20 protein-coding genes are annotated in these 17,313 nt (G+C 61.3%); 12 read left to right on the top strand and 8 right to left on the bottom strand.

Going from position 1 to position 17,313, the window contains the following annotated elements:
• Window positions 1–65: 65 nt before the first annotated feature.
• The 6 genes from J3P79_RS19575 (at window position 66) to J3P79_RS19550 (ending at window position 5,167) form a co-directional block, all read left to right on the top strand.
• Complete coding sequence (locus tag J3P79_RS19575; protein ID WP_434605218.1) at window positions 66–707, top strand: class I SAM-dependent methyltransferase; 642 nt, start codon at window positions 66–68, stop codon at window positions 705–707.
• A 121-nt stretch (window positions 708–828) separates the two neighbouring features.
• Window positions 829–1,962: a ribonuclease D gene (gene rnd, locus J3P79_RS19570; protein ID WP_434605216.1), complete on the top strand. Its 1,134-nt coding sequence runs from the start codon at window positions 829–831 to the stop codon at window positions 1,960–1,962.
• A complete protein-coding gene (locus J3P79_RS19565) occupies window positions 1,959–2,252 on the top strand; it encodes a YcgL domain-containing protein (RefSeq protein WP_039593334.1) in 294 nt (97 codons plus the stop codon). The genes rnd and J3P79_RS19565 overlap by 4 nt, the downstream gene beginning before the upstream one ends.
• A gap of 122 nt (window positions 2,253–2,374) precedes the next feature.
• Window positions 2,375–3,307, top strand: a complete 933-nt coding sequence (locus J3P79_RS19560; RefSeq protein ID WP_434605214.1) for a D-2-hydroxyacid dehydrogenase — start codon at window positions 2,375–2,377, stop codon at window positions 3,305–3,307.
• 150 nt (window positions 3,308–3,457) lie between these two features.
• A complete protein-coding gene (locus J3P79_RS19555) occupies window positions 3,458–3,907 on the top strand; it encodes a YcgN family cysteine cluster protein (protein WP_039593336.1) in 450 nt (149 codons plus the stop codon).
• A gap of 30 nt (window positions 3,908–3,937) precedes the next feature.
• Window positions 3,938–5,167, top strand: a complete 1,230-nt coding sequence (locus J3P79_RS19550) for a hypothetical protein (protein WP_434605212.1) — start codon at window positions 3,938–3,940, stop codon at window positions 5,165–5,167.
• A 121-nt stretch (window positions 5,168–5,288) separates the two neighbouring features.
• On the opposite strand, the gene J3P79_RS19545 is transcribed toward J3P79_RS19550, so the two are convergent.
• Together J3P79_RS19545 and J3P79_RS19540 are read right to left on the bottom strand one after the other, a co-directional pair.
• Window positions 5,289–5,666 carry a YgaP family membrane protein gene (locus J3P79_RS19545; protein WP_434605210.1) on the bottom strand — a complete coding sequence of 126 codons (378 nt, stop codon included), beginning with the start codon at window positions 5,664–5,666 and terminating at the stop codon, window positions 5,289–5,291.
• A gap of 77 nt (window positions 5,667–5,743) precedes the next feature.
• Window positions 5,744–6,214, bottom strand: a complete 471-nt coding sequence (locus tag J3P79_RS19540; protein WP_434605208.1) for an RNA methyltransferase — start codon at window positions 6,212–6,214, stop codon at window positions 5,744–5,746.
• 242 nt (window positions 6,215–6,456) lie between these two features.
• Here J3P79_RS19540 and J3P79_RS19535 point away from each other — a divergent pair, with 242 nt between their 5' ends.
• Complete coding sequence (locus tag J3P79_RS19535; RefSeq protein WP_434605206.1) at window positions 6,457–6,789, top strand: DUF2790 domain-containing protein; 333 nt, start codon at window positions 6,457–6,459, stop codon at window positions 6,787–6,789.
• A 74-nt stretch (window positions 6,790–6,863) separates the two neighbouring features.
• Here the strand turns inward: J3P79_RS19535 and J3P79_RS19530 are convergent, their stop codons facing one another.
• The 4 genes from J3P79_RS19530 to J3P79_RS19515 form a co-directional block, all read right to left on the bottom strand.
• Window positions 6,864–9,020 carry a copper-transporting P-type ATPase gene (locus J3P79_RS19530; protein ID WP_434605204.1) on the bottom strand — a complete coding sequence of 719 codons (2,157 nt, stop codon included), beginning with the start codon at window positions 9,018–9,020 and terminating at the stop codon, window positions 6,864–6,866.
• A gap of 2 nt (window positions 9,021–9,022) precedes the next feature.
• Entirely contained in the window at window positions 9,023–9,274 is a 252-nt protein-coding gene (locus tag J3P79_RS19525; RefSeq protein ID WP_434605202.1) for a DUF2933 domain-containing protein, read from the bottom strand.
• A 265-nt stretch (window positions 9,275–9,539) separates the two neighbouring features.
• Window positions 9,540–9,914 carry a YajD family HNH nuclease gene (locus J3P79_RS19520; RefSeq protein ID WP_003184246.1) on the bottom strand — a complete coding sequence of 125 codons (375 nt, stop codon included), beginning with the start codon at window positions 9,912–9,914 and terminating at the stop codon, window positions 9,540–9,542.
• Between the two features lie 48 nt (window positions 9,915–9,962).
• Window positions 9,963–10,649 (bottom strand): spermidine synthase, encoded by a 687-nt coding sequence (locus J3P79_RS19515; RefSeq protein ID WP_039593339.1) that lies wholly within the window; start codon window positions 10,647–10,649, stop codon window positions 9,963–9,965.
• 76 nt (window positions 10,650–10,725) lie between these two features.
• Between J3P79_RS19515 and J3P79_RS19510 the strand changes: the two genes are divergently transcribed.
• Window positions 10,726–11,010 (top strand): hypothetical protein, encoded by a 285-nt coding sequence (locus J3P79_RS19510; RefSeq protein ID WP_434605200.1) that lies wholly within the window; start codon window positions 10,726–10,728, stop codon window positions 11,008–11,010.
• Here the strand turns inward: J3P79_RS19510 and J3P79_RS19505 are convergent.
• Window positions 11,007–11,480: a cyclic nucleotide-binding domain-containing protein gene (locus tag J3P79_RS19505; protein ID WP_434605198.1), complete on the bottom strand. Its 474-nt coding sequence runs from the start codon at window positions 11,478–11,480 to the stop codon at window positions 11,007–11,009. The two genes, J3P79_RS19510 and J3P79_RS19505, sit on opposite strands and share 4 nt — an antisense overlap.
• A gap of 129 nt (window positions 11,481–11,609) precedes the next feature.
• Complete coding sequence (locus J3P79_RS19500) at window positions 11,610–13,664, bottom strand: S9 family peptidase (protein ID WP_434605196.1); 2,055 nt, start codon at window positions 13,662–13,664, stop codon at window positions 11,610–11,612.
• A 158-nt stretch (window positions 13,665–13,822) separates the two neighbouring features.
• Here J3P79_RS19500 and J3P79_RS19495 point away from each other — a divergent pair, with 158 nt between their 5' ends.
• The 4 genes from J3P79_RS19495 to J3P79_RS19480 all read left to right on the top strand — a co-directional run bounded on the left by J3P79_RS19495 (window position 13,823) and on the right by J3P79_RS19480 (window position 17,250).
• Complete coding sequence (locus J3P79_RS19495; RefSeq protein ID WP_039593343.1) at window positions 13,823–14,317, top strand: hypothetical protein; 495 nt, start codon at window positions 13,823–13,825, stop codon at window positions 14,315–14,317.
• A 31-nt stretch (window positions 14,318–14,348) separates the two neighbouring features.
• Window positions 14,349–15,125: a class II glutamine amidotransferase gene (locus J3P79_RS19490; RefSeq protein WP_434605193.1), complete on the top strand. Its 777-nt coding sequence runs from the start codon at window positions 14,349–14,351 to the stop codon at window positions 15,123–15,125.
• A 12-nt stretch (window positions 15,126–15,137) separates the two neighbouring features.
• The gene (locus J3P79_RS19485; RefSeq protein ID WP_003184238.1) at window positions 15,138–15,680 is read left to right on the top strand and encodes a DUF2937 family protein; all 543 of its coding nucleotides are present in this window, start codon (window positions 15,138–15,140) and stop codon (window positions 15,678–15,680) included.
• Window positions 15,681–15,963: 283 nt separating this feature from the next.
• On the top strand, window positions 15,964–17,250 hold the full coding sequence (locus J3P79_RS19480) for an MFS transporter (protein WP_434605191.1): 1,287 nt from the start codon (window positions 15,964–15,966) through the stop codon (window positions 17,248–17,250).
• Window positions 17,251–17,313 lie beyond the last annotated feature (63 nt).

Here is a 17,313-nt window from a genome sequence, read left to right as displayed (position 1 = left end):
CTACACCTTTTTTTCACGCGGCATTGTTTAACCTGTTGCTCAACCTTCGTGCATGAGCTGTGAGTATGTCCGGGCAACCCCCATCCACCGTCGAGCTTGAATTCGCCAGGCAGCATGACCAGGAGCATGCGCAAATCTGTCGCCAGCCGGTGCCGCGCCGTCTGCGCCTGACCTTCTGGCGTGACGAACAGCTGGTGCGCAACGCCATGAAGGTCGCCGGTGAGCCGGGGCTGGTGCTGGACGTCGCGTGCGGGGCGGGGCGGTTCTGGCCGGTGCTGGCCGAACATGCCAACCGGGTCATCCTCGCAGCGGACCCCTCGCCGGACACGCTCGAGCATGCCCGCAGCCATCACGCTGGCGCATTGCTCAAGCGGGTCAAGACCTTCCCCAGCTCGGCGTTTACCCTTGGGTTGTCTGGCAATGCGGTGGATTGCATTTTCTGTCTGCAATTGTTTCTGCACATCAAGGCCAGCGAACATCGCCTGGCCTTGTTGCAAGAGTTTCATCGGGTCAGTCGCGACACAGTGATCGTGGCGGTCCGGATCGAAGGGCGCTTCAACATCGGCCAAGCGCCGCGACAAGTGCTGGCTGACAGAAGCAACGTCGAGGCGGAGTTCCTGCAGGCCGGTTTCTCCATCCTGTGGTATCAGGATTTCCTTCCCGGTTTCGCCGTGAAACGGGTTTATGTACTACGCAAGGTCAGTTAATTTCCGATGTAGGACTATTCTTGCGATTGCGCAGGCGATTTCTCTCAAGCTCTTGCTCCGTAGATGCTCGCAATCGCCGACGGCGATATATACTGCGCGCCATTCTTCAAGGGAGAGCCGTGTGGCCATCGATATTCACTGGATTCGCGACAACGATAGCCTCGCTCGGTTTTGCGCCGAATGGCAACAGTTGCCGTTCGTCGCCCTCGACACCGAATTCATGCGGGTCGACACCTTTTATCCCATCGCCGGCTTGCTGCAGATTGGCGATGGCAAAAGTGCGTACCTGATTGACCCCTTGACCATCGACAATTGGAAACCCTTGGCCGCGCTGCTGGAGAATCCGGCGGTGCTCAAGGTATTGCACGCCTGCAGCGAAGATCTCGAAGTCCTGCTACGCCTGACCGGCAGCCTGCCTGCGCCGCTGTTTGACACCCAACTGGCCGCCGCCTACCTGAACCTGGGTTTTTCCATGGGGTATTCGCGGTTGGTGCAGGAAGTGCTGGGCATCGAGTTGCCCAAGGGCGAGACGCGTTCCGACTGGTTGCAGCGCCCCTTGTCCGAGACACAGATCAGCTACGCCGCGGAGGACGCGGTGCATCTGGCGGAAGTGTTCGTAGAGCTGCGTCCTAAGCTATCCGAGGACAAGTACGCCTGGGTGCTGGAAGATGGCGCCGAACTGGTCGCCAACTTGCGCCGCGAAGTGGACCCCTACGAGGTCTACCGCGAGGCCAAGCTGGCCTGGAAACTGTCCCGTGCGCAACTGGCCGTGCTACGCGAACTGTGTGCCTGGCGCGAGCGCGAAGCGCGGGCTCGCGATTTGCCGCGCAACCGGATCATCCGCGAGCATTCGCTATGGCCCCTGGCCCGCACCCAGCCGGATAACCTCGGCGCGCTGGCGAAAATCGAAGACATGCACCCGCGTACCGTACGTCAGGACGGCGAGTTCCTGTTGGACCTGATCAAGCGCGCCGGCAGCGTGCCGCCGGAGCAGTGGCCACCCGCCGTGGCCGAACCGTTGCCCATCGAGGCCTCGGCGCTGCTCAAGCGCCTCAAGGCGCTGGGGCAGGCTGAAGCCGAGCGCCTGGGCGTTGCCCCGGAACTGATGCTGCGCAAGAAAACCCTCGAAGCCTTGATCAAGAGCGGCTTCCCAGAAGGTCCTTACCAATTGCCCGACTCGCTGCGTGGCTGGCGCCGCGAGTTGATGGGCCAGGCGTTGCTCGACAGCCTGGCCACCGCCGGAGAACAGCCTTGAAACGTATCTGCTCCATCTATCGAAGCTCGAAAAAAAACGAGATGTACCTCTATGTGCTCAAGAGCGACGCGTTGGCCCGTGTGCCGGAGCCGTTGATGGCGGCCTTTGGCAAGGCTATCCACGCGTTCGACCTGGTGCTGAGCCCGGAGCGCCAGCTGTCCCGTGAGGACATCGCCAAGGTGCTGGAGAATCTCGATACCCAGGGCTATCACCTGCAAATGCCACCGGCCGAAGACGAGTACATCGAGCATCTGCCTGAAGAGTTGCTGCGACGCAACGATCCGGTCTGACGATGCGCGGGGCGCCTGTCCAGGCGCCCCTTGAAATGAAAAATGATTATTGGCGATAGGCCGCAAGGATGGAGCGATACTCTGTCAGCGGTCGTCTGTACTGTTTTTGAAAGGTTTGATTCATGCGCGTTCTGATTGCCGAACACGACCACGCGGTGTATGCCCAGCTCCTGCGTCAGGCTGCACCCGATATCGAGGTCCTGACCAGCGGCGACTCTGCCGAGCTGTCGCGGCTCGCCTCCGACTGCCCGGTCTGGCTCGGCCAGCCTGATCTCCTGGCGACGCTATTGCGTCAAGGGCGCCAGCCCCGTTGGTTGCAATCGACCTGGGCGGGCATCACGCCGCTCTTGGCAGAGGGCTTGAACCGCGATTATCGCCTGACCCGCGCAGTCGGCATCTTTGGCCAGGTGATGGCCGAATATGTCCTCACCTACATGCTCGGGCATGAACGCGAAGTCCTGGCGCGGCTGGTCAGCCAGGTGGAGCGCAAGTGGGACAACCGCCAAGGGCAAAGCCTGGCGGGGCGCAAGGTGTTGATCGTCGGGACCGGCGATATCGGCCAGCGCGTGGCGCAGTTCCTGGTGCCGTTTGGGGTGCATCTGTACGGCATCGCCAGCGAAGCCCGTGAGTTGGCGCCGTTTATCGAAGTCGGTGCGCTGGCGGACTTGCCACGGCTGGTGGGCGAAGCGGACTACGTGATCAACCTGCTGCCGAACACCCCGGACACCCATGACATCTACGACGCCGCGCTGTTCAAGCGATTCAAGCCCACCGGGTTGTTTATCAATGTCGGCCGAGGCGTGGCCGTGGTCGATGCAGACTTGGTGCAAGCCTTGAAGGAAGGGCATCTGGCCGGTGCGGTCATCGACGTGTGTCGCCAGGAGCCGTTGCCACAGCGGCATCCGTTCTGGACGGCCTGGGGCCTGCTGTTGACCGGCCACAGTTCGGCACCGACCTCGCCGCCGATGATGGTGCAGTTGTTCCTGGAGAATCTGCGCGCCTACCAGGCTGGTGAAGCGCTGCGTGGGGAAGTGGATTTCGCCCGAGGCTACTAAGCACAAAGTTACTCAGGGCCTATGAGCCACCGTAGTGCGGGCTTCGCGGCCTGAGAAGTCCCTGCTACCGACAGTCGCCAATGCTTGGCCTCAAGAGGCCCCGGCACTAGACTGTCGGCCTTTTCACTACGTGATGTTGATGCTCGAGCCATGGCCGCCAAAGTCGAACCGTTCTGGATACGCAAAACCCTCGATCAGCTCGACCCACAGGAGTGGGAATCGCTGTGTGACGGCTGTGGCCTGTGCTGCCTGCAAAAGCTCGAAGACGAAGACGACAACACCGTCTACTACACGCGCATCGCCTGCAAACTGCTGGACCTGAAAACCTGCCAGTGCACCGACTACCCCAACCGCCGCGACTTCGTCCCCGATTGCATCCAGCTCACACCCGGCAAGGCCGATCAGTTCAAGTGGCTGCCTCCGACCTGCGGTTATCGCCTGGTCAGCGAGGGCAAGGACCTGCCGTTGTGGCATCACTTGGTCTGTGGCGACCGGGATGCCGTGCATCACGAACGCATTTCCCAGTCCGGGCGCATGCTGGCCGAAGGCAGCGTGGCTGAAGACGACTGGGAAGATCATCTGATTTTCCGCGCTGGCTGAACCAAAGACATCGCATCACGGGGAATGCCCATGGCTGCAGGATTCAAACAGGTACTGGCGGTGGGGCTGCTGGTGATGTGCGGACCGCTGTGGGCGGCGCAGAAAGTCGATCTGGATTATCACGTGCACTTGTTGCCGCAGAGCGACCAGGCCGAGGTGCGCCTCACCTTGGCCCGGGGCTCGGCGGTGCGAAGCCTGGATTTCGACCTCGGCGACGACGGGCGCTACAGCGACTTCAAGGCCGACGGTCAATGGCAGTTCACGCCTGGCCAGGCATCACGCGGCGTTTGGCGTCCGACTGCCGACAAGGCCAGCCTGACGTACCGCGTGCGTATCAGCCAATCGCGCAAGAACGCTACCTTCGAAACCCGCATGACCCCCGGCTGGGCGCTGCTGCGAGGTGATGACCTGGTACCGCCGGCAAAGCTGGATCAGCAGGACGGTGTGGAATTGGTGTCGCGCCTGACGTTCGAATTGCCGAGCGGCTGGCAAAGCATCGAGACGGCCTGGCCGCGTATCGGTAAGCAACGTTTTCGTATCGATAACCCTTCGCGCCTGTTCGATCGCCCTACGGGTTGGATGCTTGCGGGCAAGCTCGGCAGCCGCCGCACGCGCCTGGGTGAGACAGACGTGACGGTGGCCTCGCCCAAGGGGCAGGGTATGCGCAGGATGGATGTCCTGACGCTGCTGACGTTTGTCTGGCCGCAGGTGCAGGCGGTGGTGCCGCGCCATCCCGCCAAGTTGCTGATTGTCGGTGCCGGCGATCCGTTGTGGCGTGGCGCGAAGGCCGGTCGCGAATCGATCTATCTGCACAGCCGCCCAGCGCTGGTCAGCGAACGGGGCAGCAGTCCTTTGCTGCGCGAACTGATGCAGGTGCTGGCGCGCATCAACGACGATGATCGCAGTGATTGGATCAGCGAAGGGCTCAACGAGTACTACGCCATCGAACTGCTGCGCCGCGCCGGCGGCATGAGCGACGAACGTTATCAGGCTCTGAACGATCGGCTCGCCCGTGACAGCAAGGGCGTCACCACCTTGCGCGGAGAGCAGGTGAGCCCGGCGATGGTGTCCAAGGCGGTGCTGCTGTTGCAGGAGCTTGACCGGGAGATTCGCTTGAAGACCCACAACAAGCGCTCGCTCGATGATGTGTTGCAGGCGGCGATGCGGCTGGAAACGGTGGATACCGCGGAGTTCGTGCAGCTTAGCGAGAGTATCCTGGGTGCGGGCTCAACTGTCCTGGATACCCGGTTACTTCAGTAATAGCGCTTTCGTCGGAACGCCGCCCGGAGCAAGCTCGCTCCCACAGGGTTCTTGTGAACACCACAAATCCGATGTGGGAGCGAGCTTGCTCGCGATGAGGCCATCAACTGCACTGCAAAAATCAGAGCCCAGCCTTAGGCGAAACCAACGAATCATTCCCCGTCACCGTAGCCGTGCCGGTCGCCGCCTGGGCATTGGCCTTCATGCGGCTCAGTTCGTCGCCAGCCTGCTCGATGCGAGCACGGGCGTCGTGCAGATGCTGACGATTTCTTTCCAGCATACTTTTGGCCGAGCAGTGCCCGGTGATGCCCCGGGCCAGGGCCATGCCGCCGATTGCCAACTGAGCCAGGCCGAGCACTCCGCCGCGACGTAGACCCTTGCCCATCATCAGCACCCCACCAGCCAGTGAGCCAATGCGCTCCCAGCCGTGGACGTTCTGCGGGCTGCGGGATTGGAAGGGGGTGGTCTCAACCGGCCCGAACGGATTGTTATCGCTCATGATCTGTCTCCAGTGTGGGAATGTGTATAAAGCTGACTGCCTGAGCGAATCCGTCGTTCCATGGAATTTCCCGCCGGTCAGCGGAATTGCGGTCCCGAGCGAGTGTTGTTGCCTTTGGCCATGCGGTCGTACAACACGACGTTGACCGTGGCCGCCAGGTTCATACAGCCGTTGGTGGGGATGTAGATCACGTCTTCGCACCAGTCGCGGATGTCTTTGTCCAGCGAGCCGTCTTCCGGGCCGAAGATATACAAGGCGCGGTCCGGATGGGTGTATTCAGGCAGGGGGCGGGCGCCTTCCACCAGTTCGACCGCCACCGGCACGCAGCCCAGGGGCAGGATTTTCTTCAAGTCTTCGATGCCGATCAGCGGGATGTCGTAGTGGACTTTCTTGGTGTCGGTGACAAAGTCGGCGGCGCGTTCATAGCGCTTGCCGGTGTAGAACACCGACGCCACGCCGTAGCAGCCGGCGGCGCGCATGACCGAACCGACGTTTTCCGGTGACTTGGGGTTGAACAGACCGATGCAGCTGTAGCGTTTGTTGGCCACGGGCGGGGTGCCTTTGGGGAAAAGGCGCGATTATACGGCGAATGGGGGAGGGTGGTCAGTGTCGAGATCAGTGGTGTTTGTTTGATCGTCATCGCGAGCAAGCTCGCTGCCACACTGGGTTCGTGGGGGCGAATGGTAGGCAGCCTGTTTACGAACCTGACCAATCGGTAACGTCCCAGCCAGCGTCGTGAAAGGCCCCAGTCGATATGGTTTACCTGACCTATGACTGCCGGAGTTCCCTCATGAAAACCTTTAATGCCTTGCTCGCCGTTTCGATCCTCTCCCTTTCTTCCCTTGCCTTGGCGGAAGGAGGAAGTGATCGGGTTTATGGCCAGATGATCCGCAACAATCAACAAGCCATGGCGCAGTACGCCGCCGAAAAAGGCAAAGCCGTCCCCGAAATCGTTCATTACGAATACGGCATGAAGCTCGATGTAAAAAAAGTGGTGAGTAGTACACCGGCCAATAAGGGCTGTGGTGTTGGGCCGGCCCGCATGACTTATGAAGACTCGAGCGGCAAGCTCAATACCGTGGAATACAGGCTTTTGGGCGAAAACTGTCCGAATGGAGGTTGATTACCGTCTCGTTTGTTCTCCTTTGTTTTTAAGACGGTCAGGCGCCCTGGTGGCGCCTGTTTTTGGTGCGTGGATTATTGGGCGGGAGCGTTACGCAACCTCAGCGCATTGAACACCACCGACGCCGAACTGATGCTCATGGCGACGGCGGCGACCATCGGAGAGAGCAAATGGCCGGTCAGGGGATACAGCAGGCCGGCAGCCAGGGGAATGCCCATCGCGTTATACACAAAGGCGAACCCGAGGTTCTGGCGCATGTTCCTGACGGTTGCCACCGACAGGGTGCGGGCCCGCAAAATGCCCATCAAGTCGCCTTTTACCAGTGTCAGCTGAGCGCTGTTCATCGCGACGTCGGTGCCGGTGCCCATCGCAATTCCAACGTCGGCACGGGCCAGGGCGGGGGCATCGTTGATGCCATCACCAACCATCGCGACTTGACGGCCATATTGCTGAAGATCAGCCACCAGGCGCTCCTTGTCTTCGGGCTTGACTTCCCCGTGCACCTCTTCGATGTCCAGTGCCTTGGCCACGGCGCGTGCGGTGGTGAGGCCGTCGCCCGTGGCCATGATGATTTTAATGCCGTAGGCCTTGAGCTGGTGGATTGCCTCCCCGGCGGTTGGCTTGATCGGGTCCGATACGGCCAGCAATCCGACCAGCACACCATCGACCGCGAGATAAACGATACTGATGCCTTGCGAGCGCAACTGTTCGGCTTGTTGCTGCAGCGACGTGACACCCACATGGGCCGTTCTCATCAGGACACTGTTGCCCAAATGCAGCCGTTTGCCATCCACCAGTCCACTGACACCAATGCCGCTGCCGGAGTCAAATGCGTCGGGCTTGATCAGGTCAAGGTTTTCTTTCCGGGCCTGTTCGACGATGGCCTGGGCCAGGGGATGTTCACTGCCCTGATCAAGACTCGCTGCCCAGAGTAATACTTGGCGAGCGTCGAAGCCTCGAGTGGTCTGGACACTGTGAAACACCGGGCGCCCTTCTGTCAGGGTGCCGGTCTTGTCGACGATCAGCGTGTCGATCTTGCACAGATTCTCGATGGCGCCGGCGTCGCGGAATAACACCCCCATGCCGGCCGCCTTGCCGGTGGACACCATGATCGACATCGGGGTAGCGAGCCCCAACGCGCAAGGGCAGGCAATAATCAGCACGGCAACGGCGTTGATCAGGCCAAAGGTCCAACCGCGCTCGATGCCTGACAATCCCCAGCCGACAAATGTCAGTGCGGCGATGGCGATCACCGCCATCACGAAGTAACCAGCGATTACATCCGCCAATCGCTGCAGAGGGGCCTTGGAGCGCTGGGCCTGGGCCACCATCTGGACGATCTGCGATAACACGGTTTCGGCGCCGACCTTCTGCGCGATCATTACCAGGCTGCCATGGGTATTGATTGTCGCACCGATCAGGCTGTCACCGACGTGCTTGCTCACCGGTACCGGTTCGCCCGTGAGCATGGATTCGTCTACGGCGCTTTCGCCTTCGAGCACTGAACCATCTACCGGTACTTTTTCACCCGGTCTGATTCTCAGCCGATCGCCCCTGTGCACATGGGCGAGGGGGACGTCATGCTCTTGGCCATCAGCGTTGATCCTGCGGGCAGTCTTGGGTGATAGGCCGAGCAACGATTTGATGGCGGCGCTCGTTTGTGAGCGTGCCTTGAGCTCAAGCATTTGCCCGAGCAAGGTCAGGGAAATGATGACCGCGGCGGCTTCGAAGTAAACGCCGATACGTCCTTCCTTCATGAATGTGGAGGGAAAAATGCCAGGCCAAAACGTTGCGCAAACGCTGTACAGATAGGCTGCCGAAGTGCCCAGGCTGATAAGCGTCCACATGTTCGGGCTGCGTTGGCGAACCGACGCCCATCCCCGGCTGAAGAACGGCCAACCCGCCCACAGCACCACTGGGGTGCCTAACAGGAATTCGACAAGATTCTGAGTGTTGGCATGAAACAGCGAAAAGGAATGGCCAGCCATGGCGAGCACGGTCACGATCACCGTCAGTGGCAGGCTCCACCAGAAGCGCCGGCTAAGTTGCTTGAGTTCGGCATTGTCCTCTTCCCCCTGTATCGGCAGCACAGGCTCCAGCGTCATGCCGCACTTGGGACAACTGCCTGGACCAGGCTGGCGTATTTCCGGGTGCATGGGACAGGTGTATTCGGTTGTGACGCCTTCGGCTACTGAGATGCGGTGGTGTGCATGATCGGTGGTGTGTGGCATGGCTAGCGCCCCTGCGGATCCCTTGGTTTTTTCGGCGACTCGCTGTGTTGCCCATGCCTGCCATGATGGTGTCCAAACATGTGCATCAATGGGCATGCCAGAAGGATCAAATAAGGCCAGTTGGCCGAAATGTGACCAAAGTGCTCCCGCACCAGATAGAACAGGCCGATCGCCAATGACATGATCAAGACAACGCCGGTCTTGTTCTTCCAGAAGGGCCTTGGACCGTCGCTTGGATGCTCGTGGTCGTTCATGGAATGCTCCTATCGGCCTGGCGAGTCGCCCGCGACCTGTCATTGGAGAATAGATAAGGCGTAAGCCGGAAGATTGACTTGCGTCAGACTGGGTTCGCTTGGCCCGGAAACAGACAAGTAGCGGCATGCTAAAGGCCTGAAGCTGTCAGCGACCTGACGCACGAATTGCATTTTTGTCAGGTCGGGCAACAGGAAGCAGACACGGATGGGGGCAGGAGCCGTGGCGAGAAAGGTGCTTCCTGGTCACGGATTGTACTGGGCGGCCTTACTCGTCTTTCTTCATCAACCCAGCCAACGCGGCGAACGGGTTATGGGTCGCCTTGGCGATCTTCGGGGTGCTCAGGGAGCCGTCGCCGAAATATTGTTGGTCGGTGTAGCGCGAGTGTTCGTTGTCGTGGCAATACAAGCACAGCAGTTCCCAGTTGGAGCCGTCCTGGGGATTGTTGTCGTGGTTGTGGTCGCGATGGTGAACGGTCAGTTCGCTGAGGCGCTTGCCGGAAAATTCACGGGCGCAGCGGCCGCAGACGTGTGGGTACATTTTCAGGGCTTTGTCGCGGTAGCCCATTTCCCGGTCGCGCTGGGCGTCGGCGAGGATGCGGTCCAGCTTGGCGGTGTTGGACGGTGGGGTGGACGAACTCATGGGTTCACCTTTGTAGAAGAGACTGATGACGGTTGGACAGAGTTTAGCTCAGCCCTTGAGCTTCTCGGCAATCCAGATCGTGTGGCGGGTGCCTTTGTTGCCGTGGGCGAAGACTTGTACCTCTTCGGCCTTGAAACCGGCCTTCTTCAGCTTGTCGGAAAACTGCCGGTCGGCGCTGGCCGACCACACGGCCAGCACGCCCTTGGGCCGCAGGGCCTTGGCGCAGGCGGCGAGGCCACCGGCCGAATACAGCCAACTATTGGCCTTCTGGGTCAGGCCTTCGGGACCGTTGTCGACATCGAGCATGATCGCGTCGAACCCTTGGGGCTCGGCTTGCAGCACCTTGGCGACGTCTTCCAAGCGGATCACCGTGCGCGGGTCCGACAGCGGTCGCCCGGCCTTTTCGCCCAGCGGGCCGCGATTCCATTCCACGACACCGGGCACCAGTTCGGCGACCACCACTTCGGCGCTTTTGCCCAAGTGCTTGAGCGCCGAGGCGAGGGTGAAGCCCATGCCGAGGCCGCCGATCAGCACGCGCGAGCCGGGGCGACCGGCGACTTTGCGGCATGGGATCTCGGCCAAGGCGTCTTCGGAACCGTGCATGCGGGTGTTCATCAGTTGCCCGCCGTCGCCGCCCTGGATCTTGATCACGAAGTCCTCGCCGTACTCGAACAGGCACAAGGCACCGCCGTTGTCGGGAATGGGCGTGGTGTCGAGCAGAACAAAACGTTTCATGGAAATCTCATGGGGAAAGAGCAGACCGGCCCGGCAGGGGCTAGCCTGAAAGCAGACAATAGCCACGGAGCCATTGATGAAGTGCATCATTCTAACGGCCATGGCCCTGGCGGTGCTCTCGATAAGTTGCGCCCAGGCCCAGCAACCGACGATTCCAGTCGCGCCGCCGAGCATTCCCGGCTCTCCCGGCACCGCCACGCCCATGCCGTATCCGAAGGTTACGCCCAGCGGAGTGCCCAAGGTGGCGCCCGGGAACGGCCCGCCCCTGCTGCCGCCCATCGAGGTGCCTCGACCGCCGAAGGACCAACCGATACCGGGGCTGGAGCCGAAGCCGGCGAAGGCGAAGTCGCCGGGGGGCTAGACTTGCTGCGACAACAACTGACCATCCGCCATGCGCAGGCGCTTGGACAGGGAAACGGCGAGGGCGCGGATGATCTTGGCGGCGACCTTCGGTGCATCGTTGAGCATTTTTTCCAGGGAGTCCTTGCCCAGGTTCAGCAACTGGCAATTGGTGGCGGCGATGCAACTGGCCGAGCGCCGCTCCCCGTCGAGCACGGCCATTTCGCCGAATGCCCGGCCGCTGCGCAGCGTGGCAATGGTGACAGGTTGACCGTCAGGGCCGGTTTTCTGCACGGCCACTTGGCCGGTGTGGAGGATGCACATGAAGCTGCCCGCATCGCCTTCACGGAAAATCGCCTCGCCCTGGGCGACGGTGCTGATGCTGAAGTAACCCGACGCAGCGGCAAAATCGACGGGCAGCAATTGGTCGAACAGACCGCAGTCCATCAGCCAGTCGCGGATTTCGTTGTTCAGTAAGGTCGGTTCTGACATGTCGTGACGGTCTTTTTTCTTGTGTTTGTTGCGGTTCTGGATTGTCTTGAATGTAAGTCAAACCCTTATGGCGGTGCCATGCCCGGGCCCAGCGCATGGAGCTAAGACCCGGCCATCCCAGAGAGTTCCTCAGGCCACCGCCAAAACCTTCAACACAAACGCGTATTCGAGCGCTACGTCACGCAATCCCTGGTAGCGACCGCTCATGCCGCCATGGCCGGCGCCCAGTTCGGTCTTGAGCAGCAACGGGTTGTCGTCGGTCTTGGTGGCTCGCAGTTTTGCCACCCACTTGGCTGCTTCCCAGTACTGCACGCGGCTGTCGTTGTAGCCAGCGATCACCAGCATTGCCGGGTACGCCTGGGCGCGGACGTTTTCGTACGGGGCGTAGGCCCTGATCCGATCATAGACGTCCGGCTCCTCGGGATTACCCCATTCGTCGTATTCGGTCACGGTCAATGGCAGGTCGGGATCGAGCATGGTGTTGAGCACATCGACAAACGGCACTTCGGCAATTGCGACCTTGAACAGTTCCGGACGCTGGTTGAGCACCGCGCCGATCAACAGCCCACCGGCGCTGCCGCCGCTGATCGCCAGTTGGTCGGCGGTGGTGAAGCCATTGGCGACCAAGTGTTCGGCGCAGGCAATGAAGTCGCTGAAGGTGTGGTGCTTGTGCTCTTGCTTGCCGGCGCGATACCAGGCTTCGCCCAATTCGCCGCCACCTCGCACATGGGCGATGGCGAACGCCACGCCGCGGTCCAGCAGGCTCAGCCGCGCGTGGGAAAACCACGGGTCGAGGCTTTCGCCGTAGGCGCCGTAGCCGTACAGATACAGTGGCACCGGCTGGCCCAGGGCTTCGCGCTTGACCACCAGGCTGATGGGCACCTGCGTGCCGTCCGGCGCGGTGGCCCAGAGACGTTGGCTGACGTAGGCATCGGCATCGAACGGACCCAGGACCGGGGTTTGCTTGAGCACGACTTGATCGCCGCTGGCCAACATCAACTGGCGGATCTGCGCCGGGCGATTCAGTGCCTCGTAGCGCAGGCGGATGCGCTCACTGACGAACTCCAGGCTGTTTTGTACGTGAAGGCTGTAGGCCGCGTCTGGCAATTGCACCCGATATTTCGGCAAGCCTTGTGGGTGAACTTCGATAATGGGCAGGCCGCCTTCGCGCAGGCTCAAGGTCATGGCCGTGGCGTTCAGGCTCAAGCCATCGATCATCACCGTGTCGCTGTGGGGGATCAGGATCTGCCAGTCGGCCTCGGTCGGCGCCTCGCCCGTGTCGGCGGCCTGGTACAACGCGAAGTTGATGCCGTCGCGGTTGCTGCGGATGAACCAGGTCCATTGACCGTCGAGCAGACCATGATCGATGTCGTATTCGTGGTCCTCTACCCGTGGCGCCACGCAGGTAAACGGCAGATGCGGTTGCGCCGCGTCGAGCACCCAGACTTCACTGGTGGTCTTGCTGCCAAGGGACAGGATCAGTTGGCGCTCCGAGCTCGAACGGTAGCAATGCAGGAAAAAACGCCCGTCCGGCTCATGGAATACCTCTTCGGCGGCGGTGCCGTCCAGACGATAACGGAACAGCTTGTGCGGGCGATGGGTGTCGTCCAGTTCGCCAAAGAACAGCGTCAGGCTGTCGTTGGCCCAGGTCATGCTGCCGTCGCAGTTTTCGAAGGACAGTTCGCTGACCTTGTCGTTGGATAATTCCTTCACGAACAGCGTGTAGATCTCATCGCCCGTGGTATCCAGGCTGTAGGCCAGGCGCTGGTGGTCGGGGCTGATGCTGAACGCGCCCAAGGCGAAGAATCCGCCGCCGGCCAGGGCGTTCGGGTCCAGCAATAGCTGTTCCTGGCTTTCGTCCACGGTCAGGCTGTCGTCGGCTGGACGCGGGCAGCGGTAATGACGCGGATACTCATCGCCCGCCGTGGTGCGGGTGTAATACAGGTAGGGCCCCCAGGGCGAGGGCAGGGAAAGGTCGGTCTCGAGGATCCGTCCCTTGATTTCCTGGAACAGCGTTTCGCGCAGTTCGGCCTGGTCGGCAAGCACGGCTTCCTGATAGCTGTTTTCAGCCTTGAGGTATTCGAGCACGGCGTCAGTGTCGCGGTCCTGCAACCAGGCATAGGGGTCGACACCCGGGTTCCTGCGGGCTATCGGGGCGTCGAAAACGTGGGCAGATCGGGGCATGGAGAAACTCTCGAGCGTAATACGAAAAGGGACAAGTGGCTGGCGGGGTCGGTTCTGTCGCCGGACGAAAAACTCACCCTGCCGGGCATGCGCAAGACGCCGGGGCAGCCTGACGAGCGAAAAGCCGTTACTATAAGCGCCTCTCTGCCTGCCTTGCCATGGACACCATGACCGAGAACGACTATCTGATTGCCTGGGGCCTTTACGCCTTCGCCGCCCTGGGCTGCCTCCTGGTATGGATGCGCATGACCCGCTTCATGTGGCGCTGGTTGCGCGAGCCGCTGCGGTTGCTGATGGCGGTGTTGCTGTTCAGCCCCACCATCGTCGACCCGGTGAAGGAAAAGGTCGCCCCGGCGTTGGCCATCGTCGCCCTGGACGTGTTGTTCAAGGTGGGCAACAACGTATGGCGCGCCGCGTCCGACCTGCTCATGTACGCGATGATCGCCTTTGGCTTGTATCTGATTGTGGTGCTGATCCGCTTGCCCATCGAACGCGCTGCCAAGGCTCGCAAGGAACGCGCCGCCGCCGCGAAAGCCGCCGCTGCTGCCGAGCCTGACGACGAACCGCCGTTCGGTGTGGCCGGTGACGACCGTTACGGCCGCCCACCCGTACCGAGCAACCCCCAGCGTTCGCGTATCGAACCGCGCCTGTAACCGGGCTGCCCCATCCAACGAGGGTTCGAGCATGTGTGAATTATTGGGCATGAGCGCCAATGTGCCGACCGACATCGTGTTCAGCTTCACCGGGCTGATGCAGCGCGGTGGCAAGACCGGGCCGCACCGGGACGGTTGGGGTATCGCCTTCTATGAAGGCCGTGGCCTGCGCCTGTTCCAGGACCCCGCCGCCAGTAGCGAATCGGAAGTGGCGAACCTGGTGCAGCGTTATCCGATCAAGAGCGAAGTGGTGATCGGGCACATTCGCCAGGCCAACGTCGGCAAGGTCTGCCTGTCCAACACGCACCCGTTCGTGCGCGAGCTGTGGGGCCGCAACTGGTGTTTCGCCCACAATGGCCAGCTCGCCGACTTCCAGCCGGGTGCAACCTTCTACCGTCCGGTGGGCGACACCGACAGCGAAGCGGCTTTCTGCGACCTGCTCAACCGCGTGCGCCAGGCCTTCCCCGAGCCGGTGGAGGTGGAGCGGCTGCTGCCCTCGTTGATCGAGGCCTGCTCGGAATACCGCAGCAAAGGCGTATTCAACTGCCTGCTCAGCGATGGCGACTGGCTCTTCTGCTATTGCTCGACCAAACTGGCCCAGATCACCCGTCGTGCGCCGTTCGGCCCGGCGCGGCTCAAGGATGTGGACGTTATCGTCGATTTCCAGGCGGAAACCACGCCCAACGATGTGGTAACAGTGATCGCCACCGAACCCTTGACCGAAAACGAAACCTGGACCCGCTACGAACCGGGCCAATGGAGCCTGTGGCGACGCGGCGAATGCGTCAGCCATGGCCGGACCGAATAAGGACGTCACGTTATGTTGCTCAGTTATCTACGGTTGGTGTTGTTCGCGGTGGGCTTGCTGGTTGGGGTCCAGGTGCCGGGGTTTATCAATGATTACGCCAAGCGGGTCGAGGCTCATCTGATCGAGGCGCAAACCGGTCTCCAGGGGTTCCAGGGCACCGCCAATCAATTCTTCAAAGGTGACATGCAGGCCTTGGTGGCCCATTACCGCGCCAGCGAAGACCCGATCTTTCGCAGTGACGCCGACAGCCTGAATACTTTGCTCGTGCGTCAGCAGGCCCTGGACAAGCAGTTCCAGGCGATGCAAGGCCCGTGGTACATCCGTCTGTTGCAAGTGGCGCTGGCGGCCGATCCGGACATCCGCAAGGAAACCTGGAACGGCTACAGCTACCAGATCCTGCTGACCCCGGAGGCAATGATCTGGGGCATCAGCGGCGCGATGTTGCTGTCGTTCGGCCTGGAATGCCTGTTCCGCCTGATCGACTGGGTGGTATTGGGCGGCAAGCGCCTGCGCCAGAGCCGGCCGATCGAAGAGCGCGACCTGCGCGGGCTCTGACTCGATGGTTCAGTGAGCTTCCTGTGGCGAGGGAGCTTGCTCCCGCTGGGCTGCGGAGCGGCCCCAAGATTTTGCGAGCGCTACGCACTCGAGCGGGAGCAAGCTCCCTCGCCACAAAAGCGGTCTGCCTTTGCGGGTGATGTGCTGCCCAATCAAATTTTTCTTATGACCCGGCCAAGGTTTTATTCGTTGGACGAGATCGGCTGCGCGCTCAAGAATCGGGGCAACGGTCTCCACGTCTGCGTCGTCGAGACTCACAACAATAAAACCGTGGAGAACCACCATGAGTGCACCCGACACGCTCGGCGTCCCCCAACCCCAGGCCCGGTCCGGCCCGTTCGATTGGTACCGCAACATCAACCAGCAGGAACGTCGCACCTTCTGGAGCTGCAAGATCGGTTACGCCCTGGACGGCATGGACACGCAAATGCTCAGTTTCGTGGTGCCGACCCTGATTGCGATGTGGGGCATCACCACGGGCCAGGCTGGCCTGATCCACACCAGCACCCTGATCGCGTCGGCCATCGGCGGCTGGGTGGCGGGCATTCTCTCCGACCGCATCGGCCGGGTCCGTACCTTGCAACTGACGGTGCTGTGGTTCGCGTTCTTCACCTTCCTGTGCGGCTTTGCCCAGAACTACGAACAGTTGTTGATCGCACGTACCTTGATGGGCTTCGGTTTCGGCGGCGAATGGACGGCCGGTGCGGTGTTGATGGGCGAAGTCATTCGCGCCAAGGACCGCGGTAAAGCGGTGGGCATGGTGCAATCGGGTTGGGCGCTGGGCTGGGGCATGACGGCGATTCTGTATGCGCTGCTGTTCTCGGTGCTGCCGCCGGAAGACGCCTGGCGCGCACTGTTCATCCTCGGCATCGTGCCGGCGGTGTTCGTGATTTTTGTCCGCCGGCTGGTGAAGGACCCAGAAGTCTATAACCAGACCAAGGCCCGCCTGACGCCGGAAAATCCGGCGAAGTTCTACGAGATTTTTGCCCCTGGGATCCTCTTCACTACCCTGCGTGCCTCGCTGCTGACCACCGGTGCCCTGGGCGGTTACTACGCGATCACGTCCTGGCTGCCGACTTTTCTCAAGAACGAGCGTGGCCTGAGCGTCCTGGGCACCGGCGGCTATCTGGCGATGGTGATCGTCGGGTCGTATGTGGGTTACGTCATCAGCGCTTACCTGTCGGACATCCTCGGGCGGAAGAAGAACTTCGTCCTGTACGCCGTCGGTTCGTTCACCATCGTCTTGCTGTATACCCAAGTGCCGGTGAGCAATAACGTGATGCTCTGGTTGGGCTTTCCCCTTGGCTTCTTCGCTTCGGGGATGTTCAGCGGCATGGGCTCGTTCCTCACCGAACTCTTTCCAACGCGCATTCGGGGTTCGGGCCAGGGCTTTTGCTACAACATCGGCCGGGCAGTGGCGGCCCTGTTCCCACTGTTGATCGGTATCCTGAGCCAGAAAGTACCGTTGAGCGTAGGTATCGGCGCGTTCGCGGCGGTGTCCTACGGCGTGGTGATCCTGGCGGCGCTGAGCCTGCCGGAAACCCAAGGCAAGCAGTTGGAAGCCGAGTAACTGATAACCTGTGGGATGCAAATCCCACGGTCTAAGAAGAAAGAACCCACAGGAGCGTTCACC

Origin of the sequence: Pseudomonas sp. R1-7 (genome assembly GCF_051132105.1) — a bacterium.
GTDB lineage: Bacteria > Pseudomonadota > Gammaproteobacteria > Pseudomonadales > Pseudomonadaceae > Aquipseudomonas.
This window is presented reverse-complemented; position numbering and strand designations above follow the sequence as displayed.

Bases quoted from the DNA above. Each gene is read 5' to 3' on its own strand.
- J3P79_RS19520 (WP_003184246.1), bottom strand. From the start codon at position 9,914: ATGAGTTCGTCCACCCCACCGTCCAACACCGCCAAGCTGGACCGCATC.
- J3P79_RS19545 (WP_434605210.1), bottom strand. From the start codon at position 5,666: ATGAGCGATAACAATCCGTTCGGGCCGGTTGAGACCACCCCCTTCCAA.
- J3P79_RS19560 (WP_434605214.1), top strand. From the start codon at position 2,375: ATGCGCGTTCTGATTGCCGAACACGACCACGCGGTGTATGCCCAGCTC.
- J3P79_RS19485 (WP_003184238.1), top strand. From the start codon at position 15,138: ATGTTGCTCAGTTATCTACGGTTGGTGTTGTTCGCGGTGGGCTTGCTG.
- J3P79_RS19515 (WP_039593339.1), bottom strand. From the start codon at position 10,649: ATGAAACGTTTTGTTCTGCTCGACACCACGCCCATTCCCGACAACGGC.
- J3P79_RS19510 (WP_434605200.1), top strand. From the start codon at position 10,726: ATGAAGTGCATCATTCTAACGGCCATGGCCCTGGCGGTGCTCTCGATA.
- J3P79_RS19495 (WP_039593343.1), top strand. From the start codon at position 13,823: ATGGACACCATGACCGAGAACGACTATCTGATTGCCTGGGGCCTTTAC.
- J3P79_RS19490 (WP_434605193.1), top strand. From the start codon at position 14,349: ATGTGTGAATTATTGGGCATGAGCGCCAATGTGCCGACCGACATCGTG.
- J3P79_RS19530 (WP_434605204.1), bottom strand. From the start codon at position 9,020: ATGCCACACACCACCGATCATGCACACCACCGCATCTCAGTAGCCGAA.
- J3P79_RS19550 (WP_434605212.1), top strand. From the start codon at position 3,938: ATGGCTGCAGGATTCAAACAGGTACTGGCGGTGGGGCTGCTGGTGATG.
- J3P79_RS19480 (WP_434605191.1), top strand. From the start codon at position 15,964: ATGAGTGCACCCGACACGCTCGGCGTCCCCCAACCCCAGGCCCGGTCC.
- J3P79_RS19555 (WP_039593336.1), top strand. From the start codon at position 3,458: ATGGCCGCCAAAGTCGAACCGTTCTGGATACGCAAAACCCTCGATCAG.
- J3P79_RS19505 (WP_434605198.1), bottom strand. From the start codon at position 11,480: ATGTCAGAACCGACCTTACTGAACAACGAAATCCGCGACTGGCTGATG.
- J3P79_RS19575 (WP_434605218.1), top strand. From the start codon at position 66: ATGTCCGGGCAACCCCCATCCACCGTCGAGCTTGAATTCGCCAGGCAG.
- J3P79_RS19500 (WP_434605196.1), bottom strand. From the start codon at position 13,664: ATGCCCCGATCTGCCCACGTTTTCGACGCCCCGATAGCCCGCAGGAAC.
- J3P79_RS19535 (WP_434605206.1), top strand. From the start codon at position 6,457: ATGAAAACCTTTAATGCCTTGCTCGCCGTTTCGATCCTCTCCCTTTCT.
- J3P79_RS19525 (WP_434605202.1), bottom strand. From the start codon at position 9,274: ATGAACGACCACGAGCATCCAAGCGACGGTCCAAGGCCCTTCTGGAAG.